Source organism: Myxococcus sp. CA040A, assembly GCF_013336725.1.
GTDB classification, from domain to species: domain Bacteria; phylum Myxococcota; class Myxococcia; order Myxococcales; family Myxococcaceae; genus Myxococcus; species Myxococcus llanfairpwllgwyngyllgogerychwyrndrobwllllantysiliogogogochensis.
Genome location: NZ_JABUMR010000011.1, coordinates 66,000 through 83,343, shown reverse-complemented (window position 1 = coordinate 83,343; position 17,344 = coordinate 66,000). Strand labels below are relative to the sequence as shown.

The window sequence follows — 17,344 nt, the reverse complement described above, 5'->3', positions numbered from 1 at the left end:
ACTCAGCCTCCCCCCCGCGACATCTCCAGCTCCCGGGGCGTGCGCGGCGGCAGCGGCCGTGCCCGCGCGGGCGCCTCCATGCCCCGTCCCAGCGCCCGCAGCACCAGCCGCAGGGGCGTGGCCTCCTCCACGGCGATGTCCACGGTGCCCGGCAGGCCATGCTCCAGGGGAATGCCCACCGGTATCTCGTCCACGGACAGCTCCGCGCGCACCATCCCGTCGCGTGCCTCGCTCGCCACCGCGACCACCGTGGCCTGCACCATGCCGAACTCCGTCCAGGAGAAGCCCTCCAGCTTCATCCGGGCCCGCTGTCCGGCGCGCACGCGGCCCAGGGCCGTGGCGGGGGACAGCTGCGCGACGATGCGCACGTCACCGCCCGCGACGACCGTGGCGATGCGGTCTCCGGCTCGCACCTGCGCGCCCACTCGCACCGAACTCGTCTCCCCGAGGATGCCGTCCGCGGGCGCCTTCACCACCCGGCGCTCCAGCTCGTCGCGCAGCCGCTCCACGGAGGCGCGCGCCACGTTCTCCCCGGACTCGAGCTCCGCGATTTCCCGCCGCAGCGCCGCGACGCGGATGCGCCGCTCGGTGGTCTGCATGGTGCCGTCCATCTTCACGCGCGCGAGCCCCGCGCGAGAGGCCTGCTCCACCGCCTGCGCCCGCTCCAGCTCCGTGCGCACCCGGTTCCACTCCGACTCGCTCACCAGTTGCCGCGTCCAGAGCTGCTCGGTGCTCGTCTTCTCCTCCAGTGCCCGGCGGGCCAGCGCCTCGGCCTCGGCGAGCCGGGCGCGGGCCTCGTCCACGCCCGCCGCGCCGCGCTCCTGCTGGGCCACCAGCGCGCTCTGCTCCGCGTCCAGCTCCGCGCGCGCCGCCACCAGCTGCGGCCCCACGCCCTGCAGCAGGGCCTCCGCCTCCGCGAGCAGCCGCGCCTCCTGCTCATGCGCCAGCTCGAAGAGCACCTCGCCCGCGGTCACCTGACGGTGCAGCTCCACCCGCGTCTTCACCAGCCGCCCCTCCACCGGGGCGTCGACGGCGTAGACCTCCCGGTGGACCTCCAGCCGCGCCTGCACGCTGGGCTCGTACACGGTGATGCGCGCCCGGACGAACCAGCCGCCCCACACGGCGAACAGCCCCACCGGCAACAACCAGAGCGCCGAGCGCCCTCGTCCCCGCACCAGCGCGCGCATGGTGCGCGGGAACATTCCTTCACCAACTCGCATGGATGAAGCCTACCTCATCGCCGTTGTCCGACCGACTCCCCGCATTCTCGCCCAATGGACTGACGCCGCACCGGCCCCATGGACGCGGGGGACTGGCTCCGGGGGCGCGGGATGCGGTGTCTTCACGCCGCGCATGCGCTGCCTGTCCGGCTCGGGGGGCCACGGCCGTGATGCACGGGCATCCCCAGTCAAGGGTTGTCCAAGCGAATCCTATTTATTGGAGCGGGCGCGCTTGTGCGTGAAAACATGTTTTAAAGGTATTGCGACGCATGGCGCGATGCGGTCTCCACGTAGATGGAACCGTGAGCAGGGCTTCGCGCGTCTCACGCCGCGGCGCGCGCCAGCATGGATGCGAGAGGCAGACCTGGTGGATTTCAGGACCCTGGGTCATTCTCGCGTTTTGGTAAATTGGGCGAAATATCCAAGTCTGCGGATTTAAAAGGGATGACGGGTTTTTCTGTTGAAGGCTTGACTCCCATTTTCCATCGATTTTTAATGATTCTACTCAGGGTGTGTATGGGCTCGCCCCTCGCCACCCGGAACTTCGCTGTCCTCCATCAGGGAGTAGACATCATGAAGATCAAGACCAAGGTTCGTGGCGGCCCCCGGAGCTGCGGCGCCAATGGCACCGACCACTGGTTGCGTACGACGCGCTGACGCGGGTCCCGTGGTCTCCACCTGGGCTGTATTTGCCCGGAGGTGGCTCGGATTCGTCAGCGGGAAGCGCATCGTCCGCCAACGATTTCCACTGCAGCGCCACGCGTCATGTATTTTCGTGTTTCGCGAAGTTTGAGATTGGGTGTAGCGCCAGAAGTTACAATGACTTTCTCCGCAATCTTTACGGCATGGCTTGACTGACCGATTACGCCCGTCTTTAATGATTCCAGTTCCGGCGCGAATCTGGTGTCTCGAAGCGAAGGCAATGGCGAGCGAGGCACGGCGTAGGTTCCAGGTGGTCTGGGAATAGCGAGACGGGCGGCAGGTTGAGGGGATGGTCGAGCCCGCGAGCGCGACGAGAATCAGGTGGCGGCGTTTAGACAGCGAGTGTCTCAATGGCTCGGATGTCAGAGGGGTGTGCTTGATTGTTCTGCTCGCTGGAAGGAGCAAGCACATGCAGATCAAGACCAAGGTTCGTGGCGGTCCCCGTGGTTGTGGTGGCGGCACGGTCGTTCTCCCGACTCGTCCCGGCACCCAGATTCCGTAGTTGTCTCTGCCTTTCCCACTCTCCAGGTTGTCTGGAGCAACGCAGTACTCTCACCAGGAGCACACATCATGCAGATCAAGACCAAGGTTCGTGGCGGTCCCCGTGGTTGCGGCGGTTCCCTGCCCGTTGTGACCGGCACGGTTCGTACGCAGATCCCGTAGTCGTCGCTGGCGGTCGCCAGACGATTCCGGCTGTACCTTCCTCAAGATCTCTCACCAGGAGCACACATCATGCAGATCAAGACCAAGGTTCGTGGCGGTCCCCGTGGTTGCGGCGGTGGCGGTCAGATCCCCGTGCTGAGCACCGACGTGCTGGCGTAGTCGTTCATTCCACCCGTTTCACCCGGAGAATATCCATGCAGATCAAGACCAAGGTTCGTGGCGGTCCCCGTGGTTGCGGTGGTGGCGGAACGATTCCCGGCCCCGTGCTCAGCACGGACGTGCTGGCGTAGTTCCTGGAGTCGACTGGCTTTGCCGGTTGACCTCGGCGGTATCTGTTCCTTCAACTCAGTCCTCACCAGGAGTTCATCATGCAGATCAAGACCAAGGTTCGTGGCGGTCCCCGTGGCTGTGGCGGTTCTCTTCCCTTCCCCACGCCTGTGTTGACCACGACGGACGTGCTGACGCAGGTTCCGTAGTTTTTCGTCGGGCGCCTCGGTGCCCGTATAAGACGTAAGTCGCCAGCGGGTGGTGGACCACCCGCTGGCGACTGTCATTGCGGGCAAAGACAGCCTCCCGGGCGCCGCCTCTCCGGCCGTGAAATCGCGCTAGGCTGGAGGGATGTCACTCCATGTCCAGAGCTATGCCTGGCAGGCCGCGATTGTCGGCAACGCCCGTCTCGGAGGCCTGGAGCTCCGGGCGCTGATGCTCGAGGACCCGTACGCCGGGGTCTTCCGCGGGGCGCCGGACAAACCCTTCCGAGGTTTCCAGGTGGAGGGAGGCTTCGAGCCGTCCTTCTATGCCTGGTTGGACTCGATGAAGGCGCGGGGGCTCGTCGCCATCCGCTCGGTCGAGGCCCTGGACCCGGCCGACTGGGTCCTCACCACGCCTCCGCCTCCGCTTCCCAGGATGCCGGAGTTGGTGCTCGTGTTTCCGGACCGGGACGTCTGGTACCAGCACGTCTTCCCGTGGCCAGGGCCCGACGGCAAGGCGAAGAATCCCGACGAGTGCTTCAGGGAGGTTCCGGAGTCGCGCTCCTCGGCCGTCCCGTCCGTGGAGGACGCGGAGCGGGAGCTGCTCGCGGCCACCCGGGCCTATGTCGACTTCGTCGGGGCGCGGGCCCGGGCGGATGACACGACGGACGTGTTCCATGCGGAGATGGGGCGCACCGCGCTGGCGCGACTCCTGGATACGGAAGCCCAGTTCCGCGAGCGGCTGGTGGCGCTGCGGGACGAGCGGCTGCGGGAGTACCGGCGCCGCGCCAAGGACTGGTACCCGGTGAAGCCGGTGACGAAGGCGATGCGCCCGCTCATCCTGGAGAACGCGGCGAAGAACCTCCAGCTCGACGACTACCTGCGCATCATGGAAGCAGCGGGGCTGTCCTGGCGGGCCGTCCGGCTGGCCTGCGCGGCCGAAAACCTGCACCCCCTCAACATGCGCCACGAGCGCACGTCCGAGGAGCAGCTGCCGCCCTTCGTCAATGCGCCGGGCTATGTGGCCGTCGGCGAGCGGTTCGACCGGGCGGCGAGGGACGCGCGCAATGCCGCGGTGAACGCGCGGTAGCTTCCGGGCCGGGGTGTCTCAGCGGGGCGTGTCCACCGAGGTGCCCGTGGAGGAGGGCGCGGAGCGGGAGAGGGCTTCGCGCAAGCGCCCCTCACGCTGGGCCACGCAGACCTGGAAGCCCTCCACGGTGCCGCAGGTGACGGCGTCACCCAGTCGCAGGAAGGACTCCAGCCGGGCCGGGTCGACGATGTAGAGCGTGTCCGGAGAGAGTCGCCCCGCCGAGACGTCGGTTAGGAGCGCCTCGCAGACCTCGGAGACGCGTGCCTCGCTGAGCCGGGCTGGATAGCCGCTGTTGGTCGTCAGGCCCTGCCTGTACGCCAGGTCCCCGAAGCTCACGTAGTCGCGCTCCACGAAGGCGCTCTTGATGCAGGGCGTCTCCGAGAGGTGGACGTACGGGGGGACGAGGACGAGGTGTCGGTAGGACGCGTCCACCAGGGCCCACTCGGGGGCCTTGAGGCGGGGCCAGGGCGTGACGGCGAAGTGGTTGCGCGTCCAGAGCTCGGCCGTGTCCAGGGACTGGAGCAGCACCGCGCCCAGCAGCAGGCCCGTGGCCACCGCGGGCCGCTGGCGCCAGCGCCACAGCGTGAGCGCGAGCAGCCCCGTCAGCACCGCGTAGTGCAAGGGCCAGATGAAGCGGCCGGAGGCCCGGAAGGGGCTGAGCAGCGGCAGCAGCGGGGACACCGCCTTGCGCAGCGACAGCACCGTCACGCCCGCCACCGTCAGCACCGACGAGAGCGCCAGCACCGCGAGCAGCAGCAGCACGACGACGAGCGGAGCGTGGGTGCGCAGGCGCTCGCGCACCTGGGCGCCCACGCCCTGGGGCTTCCAGAGGGCCGCCGCCGCGAGGGCGAGCACGCCGGTGCCCAGGTAGCCGAACCCCTCATACTGTCCACGGCCGGTGGGCAGGCCCGGCAGCACGAGGGACCAGTCCATGGGGTTGACCAGGGTGAGCAGGTCGGAGCTGAAGTAGCCGAAGCCGGCCGAGCCCGAGCGCACGCCCTGGCCCACGTAGCCAAAGGCGACGAACAGCGCCGCCGGCACCAGGCAGAGCCCGGCCAGCGCCAGGGCCGCCGCGCGCCGCGACAGGTGGTGCTCGCGCCACGTCACGGTGGCCAGCAGGGACAGGGTGAGGGCGAAGACCATCACCTCCAGGTACGGATGGATGCCCGAAGCGAGCGTGTTGAGCAGCAGCGCCCACCCCAGCGCCTTCCACGCGTCGCGAGTGCTCGCGCGCGGGCGCAGGTGCACCCAGAGCATGCCGGTGAGCAGCCATTGCGCGCACAGCGTGTCGTGCCCCGTCCGGTACAGCAGCACGGGCGCGAGGACGAACAGGGCGCCCCCGAGGACGCGCTGGACGGGGCTCGGCGTGAAGAGGCCCGTCAACCGCGCGCCCAGCCAGCCCTGGAGCATGAAGCACAGGGCGAGCCACGGGCCGATGAACTGGAAGTCCCGGGGCAGCCAGTGCGCGAAGGGCTTGAGCGCGAGCGACACCCAGGGATTCGAGTCGGAGAAGGCCACCGACATGGGCAGCGGGCGCAGGAGGCCCGGCGTGCTGCCCAGGGGAAAGCCCCAGGGCGCGTCGCGGAAGTGCATCCAGCCGAGCGCGTGCTGCGCGAAGTCGCCCCCCAGCCAGTCCAGGTCGGTGGGGTCCAGCGTGGGCCCACCGCCCACCGCCAGGTACCAGAGCAGACCGAACACCGCCGCGAGGAGCGGAGCCACCCAGGTCCAGCGGCCCTCCACGCCCGAGCCCAGGTCCGCGCTCAAGCGAGGGCTCCACTCGGGAGGAGGGGAGGCGGGGCCGTCGTGTCGAGGGACGTCGAGGCCGGGCTGCGAGTCGCGGTCATCACCACCTGCGGGGCTCCTGGACTGTCCTGGTGTCGCGCTCCCCGGCAACCCGGGGGACAGGGGGGCGAGCCATATCGTCAGTCGAGCGTCGTCGCCAGCCCCGGAGGCTTCAGGCCTCGTCAGCCCCGGGGGGAGGGCCGCGCCTCGCCCCCGTGGACCGCGAGCACGGGAGCGAGCGCTGGCTCCGCGCGCTTCCGCGGAAGCGCGGGCGGGGGGCTCACCACAGCATGATGGCGGACTCGCCCGCGCGCTCCTCGTAGTAGAGCCGCAGGCGGACCACGTACTCGCGTCCCCGGAACAGCTTCAGCTTGAGGGCCGCGTTGGTGCCCAGGCCGCTGTCGTCGTCACCGGCGAGGAAGCGCAGCCCCGTGCCGCTCTTCTCGAAGAGCACCATGACGGTGTCGGAGACGCCGAACGTGCGCAGCTCGTACGTGCGGGTCTCCTGGGGCGTGAAGGTGAAGTTGCGCTGCTGTCCGGGCTTGAGCTGCAGGCGCACGGACTGGAACGGTTGCAGCGCGGTGTAGTCCTGCTCGGTGAGGGGCGGGTACATCGTCCGGGCCCAGGCCTTGTCCTGGTCCGACAGCCCGCCCTTCGGGGTGAGGCCGTTGCGGAAGTACTCGATGGGCTCCTTGATGAGCCCGGGCTGGAAGGGGTACTCCATGACGGAGTCCGGGTCCCAGGTGGAGCCCTCCACCGAGCTCGCGACCAGCTTGCGGATGATGTTGTGGAACGTCGTCTCACGGCTCCAACTGTTGGGGGGCCGGGCCAGCGCGGCGTAGACGGCCTCCTCGTCCCAGATGATGCCCGCGTGGGGGTTCTGGTGCTCGTGAGGGAAGCCGAGCGTGTGGCCGATTTCGTGGATGGCCGTGTCGATTTCGCGCGGGTGCTCCGTGAGGTCCCAGCCGAAGTTCATCGTCCGCTCGTCCTGCCCCTGGGCGAGGATGTCCCTGCCCACGTAGGACCAGGCGCCGTCGTCACGCATGAAGCCGATGCGCACCTCGGCCTCGTCGCGCGAGGCCACCTCCTGGAACTTCAGGCCGAGGCCCACCTGCGTCCACCGCTCGAAGGCAGCGCGCACGACGTCCTTCTCGGTGTCCGTGGTCGTCCATGGCACGAAGCGCGTGGTGCCGTTGGCCAGCCGCACCTCCTCGCCATCCGTGGCCTTGTCGAAGAAGTAGTAGTGGAGGACCGTGCCGTTGGCCCACTTCTGCTCGTTCATGCGGATGAGGCGAAGTCGGCGCGCGTTCAGGTCCGGAGGCAGTGGCCGCTCCGGGACTTGCGGCAGTGCGCAGTAGGCATAGCCGAGCGCCTTCGTGGTTTCGCTCGTCGTGGCGCGGCCTGTCTTCCCCGCCGTCCTCGCGCGAGGCGCCGCCTTGCGGCCCCGGCGAATCGTGGGCTCGGGTGCCGCCGCGCGGGGTTTCGAGCGCCCCCTGCCTCGCGCCCCGCCCGCGTTCTGTTTGAGTTTGTCCGTCATGGTGACTCTCCCCTGGCGATGGATGCTCCGCCCGTCAGAGAGAGTCCCGAGGTGCTTCGTGTGACGGCGCGAGGACTGGGAGGGACGCGGCCGGCGCTCGGCGCCGGCCTCGCCCGGGCAGGGAGCGACCGGCGACGTGAAGCGGCCCGGGAGGCGTGCTCCCGGGCAGTCTCTCAGCTCGCCTTGGCGAGCACCTGGTTGGCGGTCTGCGGCGGAACGACATAGCCCGCGGCCATGAGAATCTCCGAGGCGGCCATCGCGACGCCGGCCTGCACGGCGGTGGCCTGGGGCGGCTTGCAGTACACGCCGATGCCCAACACGGGACCCAGCACGCTGAACTCCGCCACCTCGACGCTGGGCGCGGGTTTGGCCTGGACTTCCGGCACCAGCGCCACGCGCTCCGCGAGGGCCCGCATCAGCGCGTGGACGTCACCACCGTGCATCATCGGAACCTTCACGACAATCTTGCGGTGGGGGTGGTGGCTGTAGTTGACGATGTTGTCGCCGAAGAGCCGGTTGTTGCCGACGGAGATGCGCAGGTTGTCGGACGTGTCGATGGTGGTGGCGAACAGGCCAATCTCCTGCACCAAGCCTGTCGCCCCCGCGGCGGAGATTTCGTCTCCCACGCGGAACGGACGCAGCACGAGCAGGAAGATGCCCGCCGCGAAGTTGGAGAGCAGGCCGGACCAGGCCGTGCCGATGGCGATGCCCGCGGCGGCCAGCAGCGCGGCGAACGACGTGGTCTCGAACCCCATCATCCCCAGGATGCCGAGCAGCAGCAGGATGGTGAGGGAGCCTGCGAACAGCGATTCGATGTACCGGATGAGCGTGGCGTCGAACTGACGCTTCTGCAGGGTGATGTTCAGCACGCGCCGGAAGGTGTTGATGACGGCGCGACCCACGAACCACAGCACCAGGGCCCCGACTGCCTTGAGCAGGAAGGGGAAGGCCTCTGCGAGTGCCAGGGTTTTCAACTGCTCGATAATGGCGTCCATGACGTTCCTGAAGCGGCGGAGAGTCCACGTCCGTGGCGCGCCAGCTTCGAGGGTGCGCATGTGCAGGGGACGGGCCAGCAGTGGGGCTGCTGGTAAGCCCCCGGATGCAAAGCATTTTCACGCCCGCGGAGGCAATCGCCCCTCGGTCTGAGCCGCCCATGGACGCGTCAGCCTCCCCTCGTTGACGTGTCAGCGGGGGCCCTCCGTCAGGGGTGGGGCCCTCAAGAGGGCTTCGTGGCCGTGAGCAGCTTCTCCACCGCGAGCAGCACCGAAGCGGCGGTGGCGGGGTGCTTCACGAAGGCGGCGGGGCTGAGGTTCGACAGCCGGCCCATCAACGAGTCGGGCCCGCTCACGTTGACCATGATGGTGCGTGAGCCCGGCCGGCCCGCGGTGCTGAGCACGTCGAGCGCGGAGCCGGTGTCGACGACGATGATGGGCGCGGGCCTGTCGCTGTCCGTCACGACGCGCAGGCCCTTCTGGTGGAACAGCTCGGTGACGAGCGTCATCAGCCGCGCGTCCGACAGGCGCACCAGGATGGGGACTCGCGTGTCCAGCTCCACGGCGGTGGCCGCCTGGGGCGCGGGGCCCTTGCCCAGCTCCCGCACGTCCGTCTTCAGCACGCTGCGCACGCGCTGGAGCAGCGAGGCATCCTGCGTGAGGAAGGACTTCAGCCGGCGCTCGGCTTCGGGCGGCAGTTGGGTGAAGGCCACGCCCATGCCGTCCTCGCGGGACCAGACCACCTGTCCCTCGGCGCGCAGGGTCTGGGAGGCGTCGGGCAGGGTGATGCGCAGCTCCAGGGTGCTGCCCACCGGCAGCGCGCGCGGGGTGCGGATGGCCAGCCCTCCGGTGCCGATGTTCTTGCTGTACGCGCGCACCACGTCGTCCTGCGTGGCGAACGTCAGCTCCAGCACCGCATCCGCTCGCGCGGGGCGCGGGGGAAGGGGACTGCCCTCGGGCGGCAGCGCGCCCAGCTCCAGGAGCACGTCGCGCAAGAGCTCCAATCGTTGCTCGTCGTCGGGGCCGAGCGGTCGGGTTCGTTGTCGCTCGAGCAGCGCCTTGTACTCCTCGAGCGCGTTGACGCGTGGACTTCCCATGGAGCCCCCCTGCCTGCCTGGACTTCCGTGCAGCCTGCCATGTCCCCGCGGAGGCGCGCGAGAGGTCCGCTTCCACCCTGTCGTGATGGATACACCCTGGTATAGCGGGCCGCATGGACGTTCCCTGTGCGCTCCCTCCCCGCCCGGGTCTGCTGTCGAGCCTGCTGCGCTGGAGCGCGGCCTGCGCGGCGATACCTCCGCTGCTGACGCCCGCGCTGTTGCTGGGCCCGGTGAGCCAGGGGGTGTCCGACGCACTCATGCGCGCCTGGTGCCTCTGGGCGCGGCGGGTCTTCGGCGTGGACGTGGAGGTGGTGGACCACAACGCGGGCCGGTACGACGCCGCCGCGTACGTCTTCCTGCAGTTGAATCAGACGAGCCTGAGCGAGACGTTCGTGACCCCCCCGGCGCTGCCGCGACCCGCGCTCATCTTCATGAACCTGGGGTTCGCGGTGCTGCCCTTCGCGGGGTGGGTGCCGCTGTCGCAGGGCTCCACGGTGGTGGTGCGGCAGTGGCATGCGCAGGCGCGGCGCGCGGTGGACCGGGCCACGGAGGCGCTGCGGCGGGGGGCCAGCTACTACATGTCCATCGAGGGACTGCGCAGCCCCGACGGTGCGCTGGGGCCCTACAAGAAGGGCGCGGCGGTGCTCGCGATTCGCTCCGGGGCGACCATCGTCCCCATGGTGTTCCATGGGGCGCGCGCGGTGCTTCCCGTCGGCGAATGGCGGGTGCGCCCGGGCCGGGTGCGCGTCGAATTGCTGCCCGCGCTGGAGACGCGGGGCCTGCGTTACGAGGACCGGGATGCGCTCCTCCAACGGCTGCGTGAGCTCGCGGAGGCTCACGGGCTGGGGCGGCCGCCGGGGTGAAGTCCCACGCCGGGGCCCGCCCCGAGTAGGCTCGGCGTCATGTCCTACCAACGCAACCCGGTGAAGGCGCCCCGCGTGTCGGGGTTCGCGCTCAAGGCGTTCGTCAACACCCTGGAGAGTGGGGTCGGCGCTCCCGTGCTGGAGAAGCTGGTGAGGGACAGTGGCATCACCCAGTGGCGCGAGCTGCCCGCGGGTGACGCACCTCCGCTCCAGTTCCCGCTGCCGCCCGGCGCGCCCGCGACGGAAGTCCAGTCCCCGCAGGAGCAGGCCGCGCGTGCCATCGCCGCGCAGGCCGTGACGCCGGAGCGCGAGACGGTGGGCTCGTACGCGCGCGCCTACCGGGAGGGGGGCGCGGACCCTGTCGCCGTGGCGCGGCGGTTGAACGAGGCCATCGACCGGCTGGAGCGGGGCGAGGCGCGGATGGGCTTGTTCATCGCGCGCAAGCCCGACGAGGTGCTCCGCGCCGCCGAGGCGTCCGCCGAGCGCCTGCGCGCTGGACGTCCGCTGAGCGTGCTGGACGGTGTGCCCGTGGTGCTCAAGGACGAAGTGGACCTGGCGGGTTTCCCCACGACGTTGGGGACGCGGTTCCGCAACCAGGTGGCCTCGGCGGACTCGACGGTGGCCGCGCGCCTGCGGGCCGCGGGCGCGCTCATCCTGGGCAAGGCCAACATGAATGAGATTGGCATCAACCCCATCGGGTTGAATCCGCACCACGGTGCCGCGCGCAACCCGTGGAACCGGGCGCACATCACCGGGGGCAGCTCCAGTGGCTCGGCCGCCGTCGTGGCCGCGGGCCTGTGTCCGCTGAGCATTGGCGCGGATGGCGGTGGCTCCATCCGGATTCCGGCGGCCCTGTGCGGCATCGTCGGGCTCAAGGCGACCTGGGGCCGCATCCCGGAGACGGGCGTGCCGCCGCTGTGCTGGAACGTGGGCCACGTCGGGCCCATGGGACTCACCGTCGACGACGTCGCCGCGATGTATTCGCTGCTGGCGGGGCCGGATGGCAAGGACCTGGTCTCGCAGACGCAGCCGCCGCATCACCTGTCTGGTTACGAGCGCACGGATTTGATGGGGGTGCGGTTGGGCATCTGCTGGCCCTACTTCGAGGATGCCTCACCGGACGTGGTGGCGCGCTGCAAGGACGCGGTGCGCGCCCTCACCGACGCGGGCGCGACGGTGGTCGAGATTCCCGCGCCTGACTTGAACACGGTGCTGTGGACGCACAGCTGCATCATCCTAAGCGAGATGGCGGAGTCGATGCTTCCGCACTCGCGCGCCAATGCCGCGGACTTCGGGCTCGACTCCCGCACCAACCTGGCCATCGGCCGGCACTTCCGCGCCACGGATCTGATTCATGCGCTGCGCCACCGCCACCGGCTGACTCGCGACTTGTTGGCCGTCATGGCGGACGTGGACGTCATCGTCACTCCGTCGACGGCCACCACCGCGCCGCTCATTCCGGAGGCGACGTTGCCGGATGGCGAGTCGAACCTTCCCGTGGTGGATGCGCTGATGCGCTTCGTGCGCGAGGGCAACCTGACGGGCTTCCCCGCGCTGTCAGTCCCGGCGGGCTTCGACCGCGCGGGCCTGCCGGTGGGTGTCCAGCTCATGGGGCGCCCGTATGAGGAGCACCTGCTCCTGCGCCTGGGCCGAGTGGTGGAGCGAGCTACGGCGGCGCGGACTCCCGCCATCCACGTCACGGCCTTGCGCTGACCTGGCGCGCGGTGTGCGCGCGTGTCACGGCGCGGAGGGCTTCACGGGCCTGGCGCGCCGACTCTCCCGGGTGGACATCTCCAGGGTGCCGTCGGGTGTGACGATGACGTCGCCGCCCGCACAGGAGATGAACAGCCGGCCGTCTTCCATCGTCCCTGCGACCTTGGGCGAGCCGGGCAGCGCCCTCCAGGGCTCGGCGACGTAGGAGTCACCCTTGGGGACGATCCGGTACAGCATTCCGCGATGGCTGGAGAGGTGGGCCAGTCCCGTGACGGCGACGAGGGTTTCACCGATGCGGTGGATGGACCGCGTGTTCTCCTTCAGCAGCACCGAGGTGGCGCGCTTCGCGCTCCGGTGGACCAGCTCGCCTCCCCACTCTCCCCGGTTGGTGCCCAAGAGGTGCCCGTTCGCGACGCGCAAGCCACAGCCCGGCTCCGCCTGGAAGTTCTGGACGCGCCAACCCTTCTCGGCCCGGGTGCGCACCTGCATGGGGTACTTCAGCGGCTTGAGGTCCTTCTCGGAGAGCTCGTCGCTCCCCGGGACGAAGGGCGGCTCGACCGGGTTGGGCGTGTCGTCGACCGAGAACCGGTAGTGGAGGAACTCCGAGGGAAAGTGCGGATCCTCGGTGTACGTGGCCTCGCCTCGGATGACCTTGATGGCCTGGAGCGCTCCCTTGCGTACGAAGGGATACCAGTGCTCCTTCGCGACGCGCTCGAGCGGCCCCACGGCTTTCTGGGCCTTGAACTTTCCGAGGGCCTCGACCGAGACGATGACCATCCGCCAGTCCTTCTCGTCGTTGAGCTGGGCGATGAGCAGGTCGGTTGCGTCCGTGTACTGGAGGTAGCCCATGGCATGGACCGCCGCGACGCGTATCTCCCAGTTCTCGTGGGTCAGCAGCTCGACGAGTGCACCGCCGGCTCCGCGCCCGTCCTGACGCAGCTTCGCGAGGTCTCGCAGCAACGGGATGGTGGGCTCGACGCGCAGTTGTTGGGCGAAGAGCGCCGCGGTCAGCTCGGGGCGGATGCTGATGAGCGCCAGGTCGATGTCACGCTTCAACCGGGGCGTCTTCTCACGAAACTGCTCGAGCCTGTCGGCAGCGGGCTGGGCGAGAAAGCCGATGCATCCCAGCAGTCGTATCGCGTGGACCTGGTTCTTGGGATGAGTCTTCTCCTCCGCCATCACCGCGAGGAGCGGCTCGATGGCGGGGCTCGCCTTGTCCTTCATTTCACGCAGCAGCTCGCAGGCGACGTCGACGTACGCGGGTTTCCGAGGCTTGGGAGCGCGCAGTGACTCCGTGAGTGCGAGGGCCCCTTTGCCTCCCGCCGTTTCCAGGGCGCCGGTGATCTGGTTGTGTCTCGAGGGGTATTCATCGAGGGCCTCCGTGAGGAATGCCAGGGCTCGAGGCGTTCCGATGTGGCCGATGGCCCGCTCGACCCACGGCGTGCCCTGACGCTGCGCCTCGATGAGCGGCTCCAGGTGCTGCTCGGTGAGCCCCTCGATGTCGCCCAGGGTGTAGCCCGCGAGCACGCGCACGCCCACCTTGTCGCTGTCGAGCATGGCGAGCAGCGGGGGAATGGCGGCCGCGCCATGGGCCTGAATGGCCGTCGCCATGGCTTGTCGTTCCTTCTGGATTCCCGAATCTTCTACTTCGTCGTCCGTTTTCGAATCGTCATGCGCGACGTCCTGGAAGCGATCCAGGAGGTCCGTGAGCGGCTCGCGAGCGTCGGGCGGCGGCGCGGAGCCCAGCGCCAGGGTGGTGGTGAAGGCGATGATGAAGGCGAAGCTCAATTCCAGGCCTCCGGGACGCGCGGATGGGTGGACAGCCTACACCTGTGCCGTGACACACGAATCGGGAACGGGGCGGGGCTGGTCCGGGGACCTCGTGGGGCGGCTAGCATGGCGCCATGTCGGAACGGGGAGACGCGGGGCGCCGGGAAGGGGACGACGGGCCCACGATGGATGGCAGCGAGGCGCCGGAGGACGCGCGCGCTCCAGACCTGGGCGTGGCGGAGGTGGCGATGGGCGAGCGCTTCGACTCGCTGGAGCTGCTGGGGCGCGGGGGGATGGGGGAGGTCTACAAGGCGAGGGACCGGAGGTTGGGTCGCTTCGTGGCGCTCAAGTTCGTGCGGGAGGCGGACCCGGACCGCGTCATGCGCTTCCTCCAGGAAGCCCGCGCGCAGGCGCGCATCGTCCATCCTCACGTCTGCCGCGTGTACGAGGTGGGCCGTGTCGGCGCGCGGGACTTCATCGCGATGCAGCTCGTGGACGGCACCCGGCTGGACCGCGTGGCGCCCGACATGTCGCTGGGCGAGAAGGTCCAGGTGATGCGGGAGGTCGCCTCGGCGATGCACGAGGCGCATCGGCTGGGCGTCATCCACCGCGACCTCAAGCCCTCCAACATCCTGGTGGAACGGCAGGAGGAGCGGCGCTGGTACCCGGTGGTGACGGACTTCGGGCTGGCCCACGATGCGGACCTGGAGCAGGGGCTCACGAAGACAGGGGCGGTGCTGGGCACGCCGTCGTACATGGCTCCCGAGCAGGCGCGCGGAGACCGCGCCAGCGTGGACCGGCGCACGGATGTCTATGGCCTGGGCGCCACGCTGTACGAGCTGCTGACGGGGGTGCCGCCGTTCCGCGACACCACCTCCGTGGGCACGCTGCATCAGGTGTTGCACGAGGACGTGGTTGCTCCTCGACTGCGCGTGCCGGAGGTGGCGGGCGACCTGGAGACCATCGTCCTGACGTGTCTGAACAAGGACCCGGCGCGACGGTATGCCTCGGCGCGCGCGCTGGCGGAGGACCTGGACCGGTACAGGGACGGTGAGCCCATCCTCGCGCGAAGACCGGGGCTCGTCGCACGAGGACGGCGGTGGGCGGGCAAGCACCGCGCGCTCGTCGTCGTCTCCGCCGTCTCCCTGCTGAGTGTGCTGGTCGTCTCCGTCCTGGGTGTGCGCTCGTGGAGTCAGGCCGAGGGACGCGCCCGTCTGGCGGAGCACCTGGGGCAGCAGGTGAAGGACGTGGAGTGGCTGATGCGCGCGGCCTTGATGGCGCCGCTGCATGACACGCGTCCGGAAGAGCGGCTCGTGCGGGAGCGGATGGTCCAGCTCACCTCGACACCGCACGCGCTGGGGGCGCATGGCGAGTCGCTGGTGCATTACGCACGAGGCCGTGGCCATCTGGCGATGGGCGAGCTGGAACAGGCCCGCGAGGAGCTGACTCGCGCGGCGGGGCTGGGGCTGGATTCTCCCGAGCTGAATCTGGCGTTGGGGAAGACGCTGGGCGGCTTGTACCTCCTGGCGATGGAGACGGCGCGACGCCGGGGCGGGCCCGAGTGGGTGGCCGAGCACGCGCGGACCCTGGAAGTGGACCTCCTCGCTCCCGCCCTGCGCGCGCTGGAGCGAGGGCAGGGCGCGGCGGGGGAGTCGCCACGGCTGCTGGCGGGATGGATGGCGTTCTATCGCCAGGACCTGGCTGGGGCGGAGGCCGCCGCGTCGGGGGCGGCGGCCGAGACTCCGTGGATGTTGGAGCCTCGGATGCTCGCGGCGGACGTGGCTCATGCGCGGGCCATGGAGCGGCTGGGGCGTGGGGATTACGAAGCCGCGCGCGCGGACTTCCTGGATGCAGCGCGTCGCTATGAGCGGGCGCTGGAGTTGGGGCGCAGCGATGCACGGGGGCACGAATCGCTCGCGGAGGTCTGGCTCCAGCAGGCGGACCTGGACCGGAAGCAGGGCCGCTCGCGCAAGGACTCGTTGTCGCTGGCGCTGGAGGCGAGTGAGCGGGCGCTCGTCGCATCGCCCATGCGCGCGTCCGCGCACACGAAGCGGGCGCTGGTCTTGATGAATGCCTATCGCGCGGCGAATCCCCTGGATGGGAACGAGGAGCCGAAGCGGCTCCTGGGAGAAGCCATTGCGTCCGCCTCGCGAGCCATCGAGCTCGAACCCCGGGAGGTCCTGGCGTACGACACGCTGGGCTTCAGTCTCTTCCTGCGGGGGCTTCAAGTCGCGCGCGAGGGCGGAGACCCCGGGGCGTCGTGGGACGAGTCCATGGCCCAGCTCACCCGGGCACTGGAGCTGGAGCCGGCCTACCCCTGGGGACACAATGACCTGGCGCTCGTGCACCGGTGGAAGGGCAATCATCAGCGCGAGCACGGCCTGGATCCGCGCCCCGAATATGAGGCTGCGGGGAAGCACCTGCGGCTCGCGCTGCGCACGGACCCCCGGTACCTCTTCGCGCACTCGAATCTGGCGGAGCTGCACAACGCGCTGGCGACGTATGCGCTGTCGCGAGGCGAGGACCCGGGACCGGACGTGGAGCGGGCCCTGGAGGCGGGGCAGGGCGCGCTCGCGCTGGATGGACGCTTCTACTCCGCGCTGAACGAGGTGGCGCTGGCGGAGCTGACCCGCGCCTCGCACCTCATCGACGTGGGAGGTGACGCGAGTCCCACGTTGACCCGGGCGCTCGATGCACTCGCCCGCTCGCTGAGCATCAATGCGACGGCGGGACGCACCCACTTCCATGTCGCGTCGGCGCACTTGTTGTTGGCGACCCAGGCGGTGCGTGACGGGAAGTCTCCCGAGACTCCGCTGGCGGATGGGCGCCGGGCGCTGGAAGAGGCGTTGCGTGTGGACGCGCGCTGCGCGGATTGTCGCGTCGTGGGCTCGAGTCTGGAGTTGATGGGCGCGGAGTGGGCCCGGCGGCAGGGGAGGCGCGCGGTGGAGACGCTCCTGCGAGCCCGTGCCGAGGCCCGTCGCGCCGTGGCGCTCTATCCGTATCTCGAGGCCCATGTGTCGCTCGCGCGGGCTTCGTGGAAGCTGGCTGAGGCGCAGCCCCTCGCGGAGGCGAGAGTCGCGCTGTCCGAGGGCTTGAGACAGGTGGAGCTGGCGATGCGGCTCGACCCGGATCAGGCGCAGGCACATGCGCTGCGTGCCGGATTGTTGTTCATGGAGGCGCGGGTGGGCTCCACGCAGGAGGAAGGTGTCCGTCAGGCGAAAGCCGCGCTCGCGCGAGCCCTGGAACACAACCCCTTGCTTCGTCGTGAGTACATCGAACTGATCCGAGGCCTGGACGCCATGGTCCACGTCCCCGTCGCAGGACCTGCAAAGTGGCCGGCCCCCGTAGAACATCCAGGAGTCATCCACCTCCAGGCACCCGGCGGTGAACGGTTGCTCGACACCCAGCGAGGCGTGAAGCCCCGTCAGCGGTGACCCTGACATCA

The 17,344-nt window shown here is 69.7% G+C and carries 10 protein-coding genes; 4 read left to right on the top strand and 6 right to left on the bottom strand.

Annotated features, from left to right (window positions below; translation table 11 throughout):
* Positions 1–2: 2 nt before the first annotated feature.
* Positions 3–1,202 carry an HlyD family secretion protein gene (locus tag HUA75_RS38865; protein WP_217446484.1) on the bottom strand — a complete coding sequence of 400 codons (1,200 nt, stop codon included), beginning with the start codon at positions 1,200–1,202 and terminating at the stop codon, positions 3–5.
* 2,001 nt (positions 1,203–3,203) lie between these two features.
* Here HUA75_RS38865 and HUA75_RS38860 point away from each other — a divergent pair.
* Positions 3,204–4,145 (top strand): hypothetical protein, encoded by a 942-nt coding sequence (locus HUA75_RS38860; protein ID WP_174489330.1) that lies wholly within the window; start codon positions 3,204–3,206, stop codon positions 4,143–4,145.
* A gap of 18 nt (positions 4,146–4,163) precedes the next feature.
* On the opposite strand, the gene HUA75_RS38855 is transcribed toward HUA75_RS38860, so the two are convergent.
* The 4 genes from HUA75_RS38855 to HUA75_RS38840 all read right to left on the bottom strand — a co-directional run bounded on the left by HUA75_RS38855 (position 4,164) and on the right by HUA75_RS38840 (position 9,553).
* Positions 4,164–5,909 (bottom strand): DUF6311 domain-containing protein, encoded by a 1,746-nt coding sequence (locus HUA75_RS38855; RefSeq protein ID WP_254628005.1) that lies wholly within the window; start codon positions 5,907–5,909, stop codon positions 4,164–4,166.
* 298 nt (positions 5,910–6,207) lie between these two features.
* Complete coding sequence (locus HUA75_RS38850; protein WP_141645229.1) at positions 6,208–7,464, bottom strand: M12 family metallopeptidase; 1,257 nt, start codon at positions 7,462–7,464, stop codon at positions 6,208–6,210.
* 173 nt (positions 7,465–7,637) lie between these two features.
* A complete protein-coding gene (locus HUA75_RS38845; protein ID WP_141645230.1) occupies positions 7,638–8,459 on the bottom strand; it encodes a mechanosensitive ion channel family protein in 822 nt (273 codons plus the stop codon).
* Positions 8,460–8,680: 221 nt separating this feature from the next.
* Positions 8,681–9,553, bottom strand: a complete 873-nt coding sequence (locus HUA75_RS38840) for a TIGR02266 family protein (RefSeq protein ID WP_174489329.1) — start codon at positions 9,551–9,553, stop codon at positions 8,681–8,683.
* A gap of 113 nt (positions 9,554–9,666) precedes the next feature.
* Between HUA75_RS38840 and HUA75_RS38835 the strand changes: the two genes are divergently transcribed.
* Positions 9,667–10,416, top strand: coding sequence for a 1-acyl-sn-glycerol-3-phosphate acyltransferase (locus HUA75_RS38835; RefSeq protein ID WP_174489328.1), 750 nt, complete (start codon positions 9,667–9,669; stop codon positions 10,414–10,416).
* A gap of 39 nt (positions 10,417–10,455) precedes the next feature.
* Positions 10,456–12,129, top strand: a complete 1,674-nt coding sequence (locus HUA75_RS38830; RefSeq protein WP_174489327.1) for an amidase — start codon at positions 10,456–10,458, stop codon at positions 12,127–12,129.
* Between the two features lie 24 nt (positions 12,130–12,153).
* On the opposite strand, the gene HUA75_RS38825 is transcribed toward HUA75_RS38830, so the two are convergent.
* Positions 12,154–13,917: a HEAT repeat domain-containing protein gene (locus HUA75_RS38825; protein ID WP_174489326.1), complete on the bottom strand. Its 1,764-nt coding sequence runs from the start codon at positions 13,915–13,917 to the stop codon at positions 12,154–12,156.
* 116 nt (positions 13,918–14,033) lie between these two features.
* Between HUA75_RS38825 and HUA75_RS38820 the strand changes: the two genes are divergently transcribed.
* Positions 14,034–17,333, top strand: coding sequence for a serine/threonine-protein kinase (locus HUA75_RS38820; protein WP_174489325.1), 3,300 nt, complete (start codon positions 14,034–14,036; stop codon positions 17,331–17,333).
* Positions 17,334–17,344: the final 11 nt, after the last annotated feature.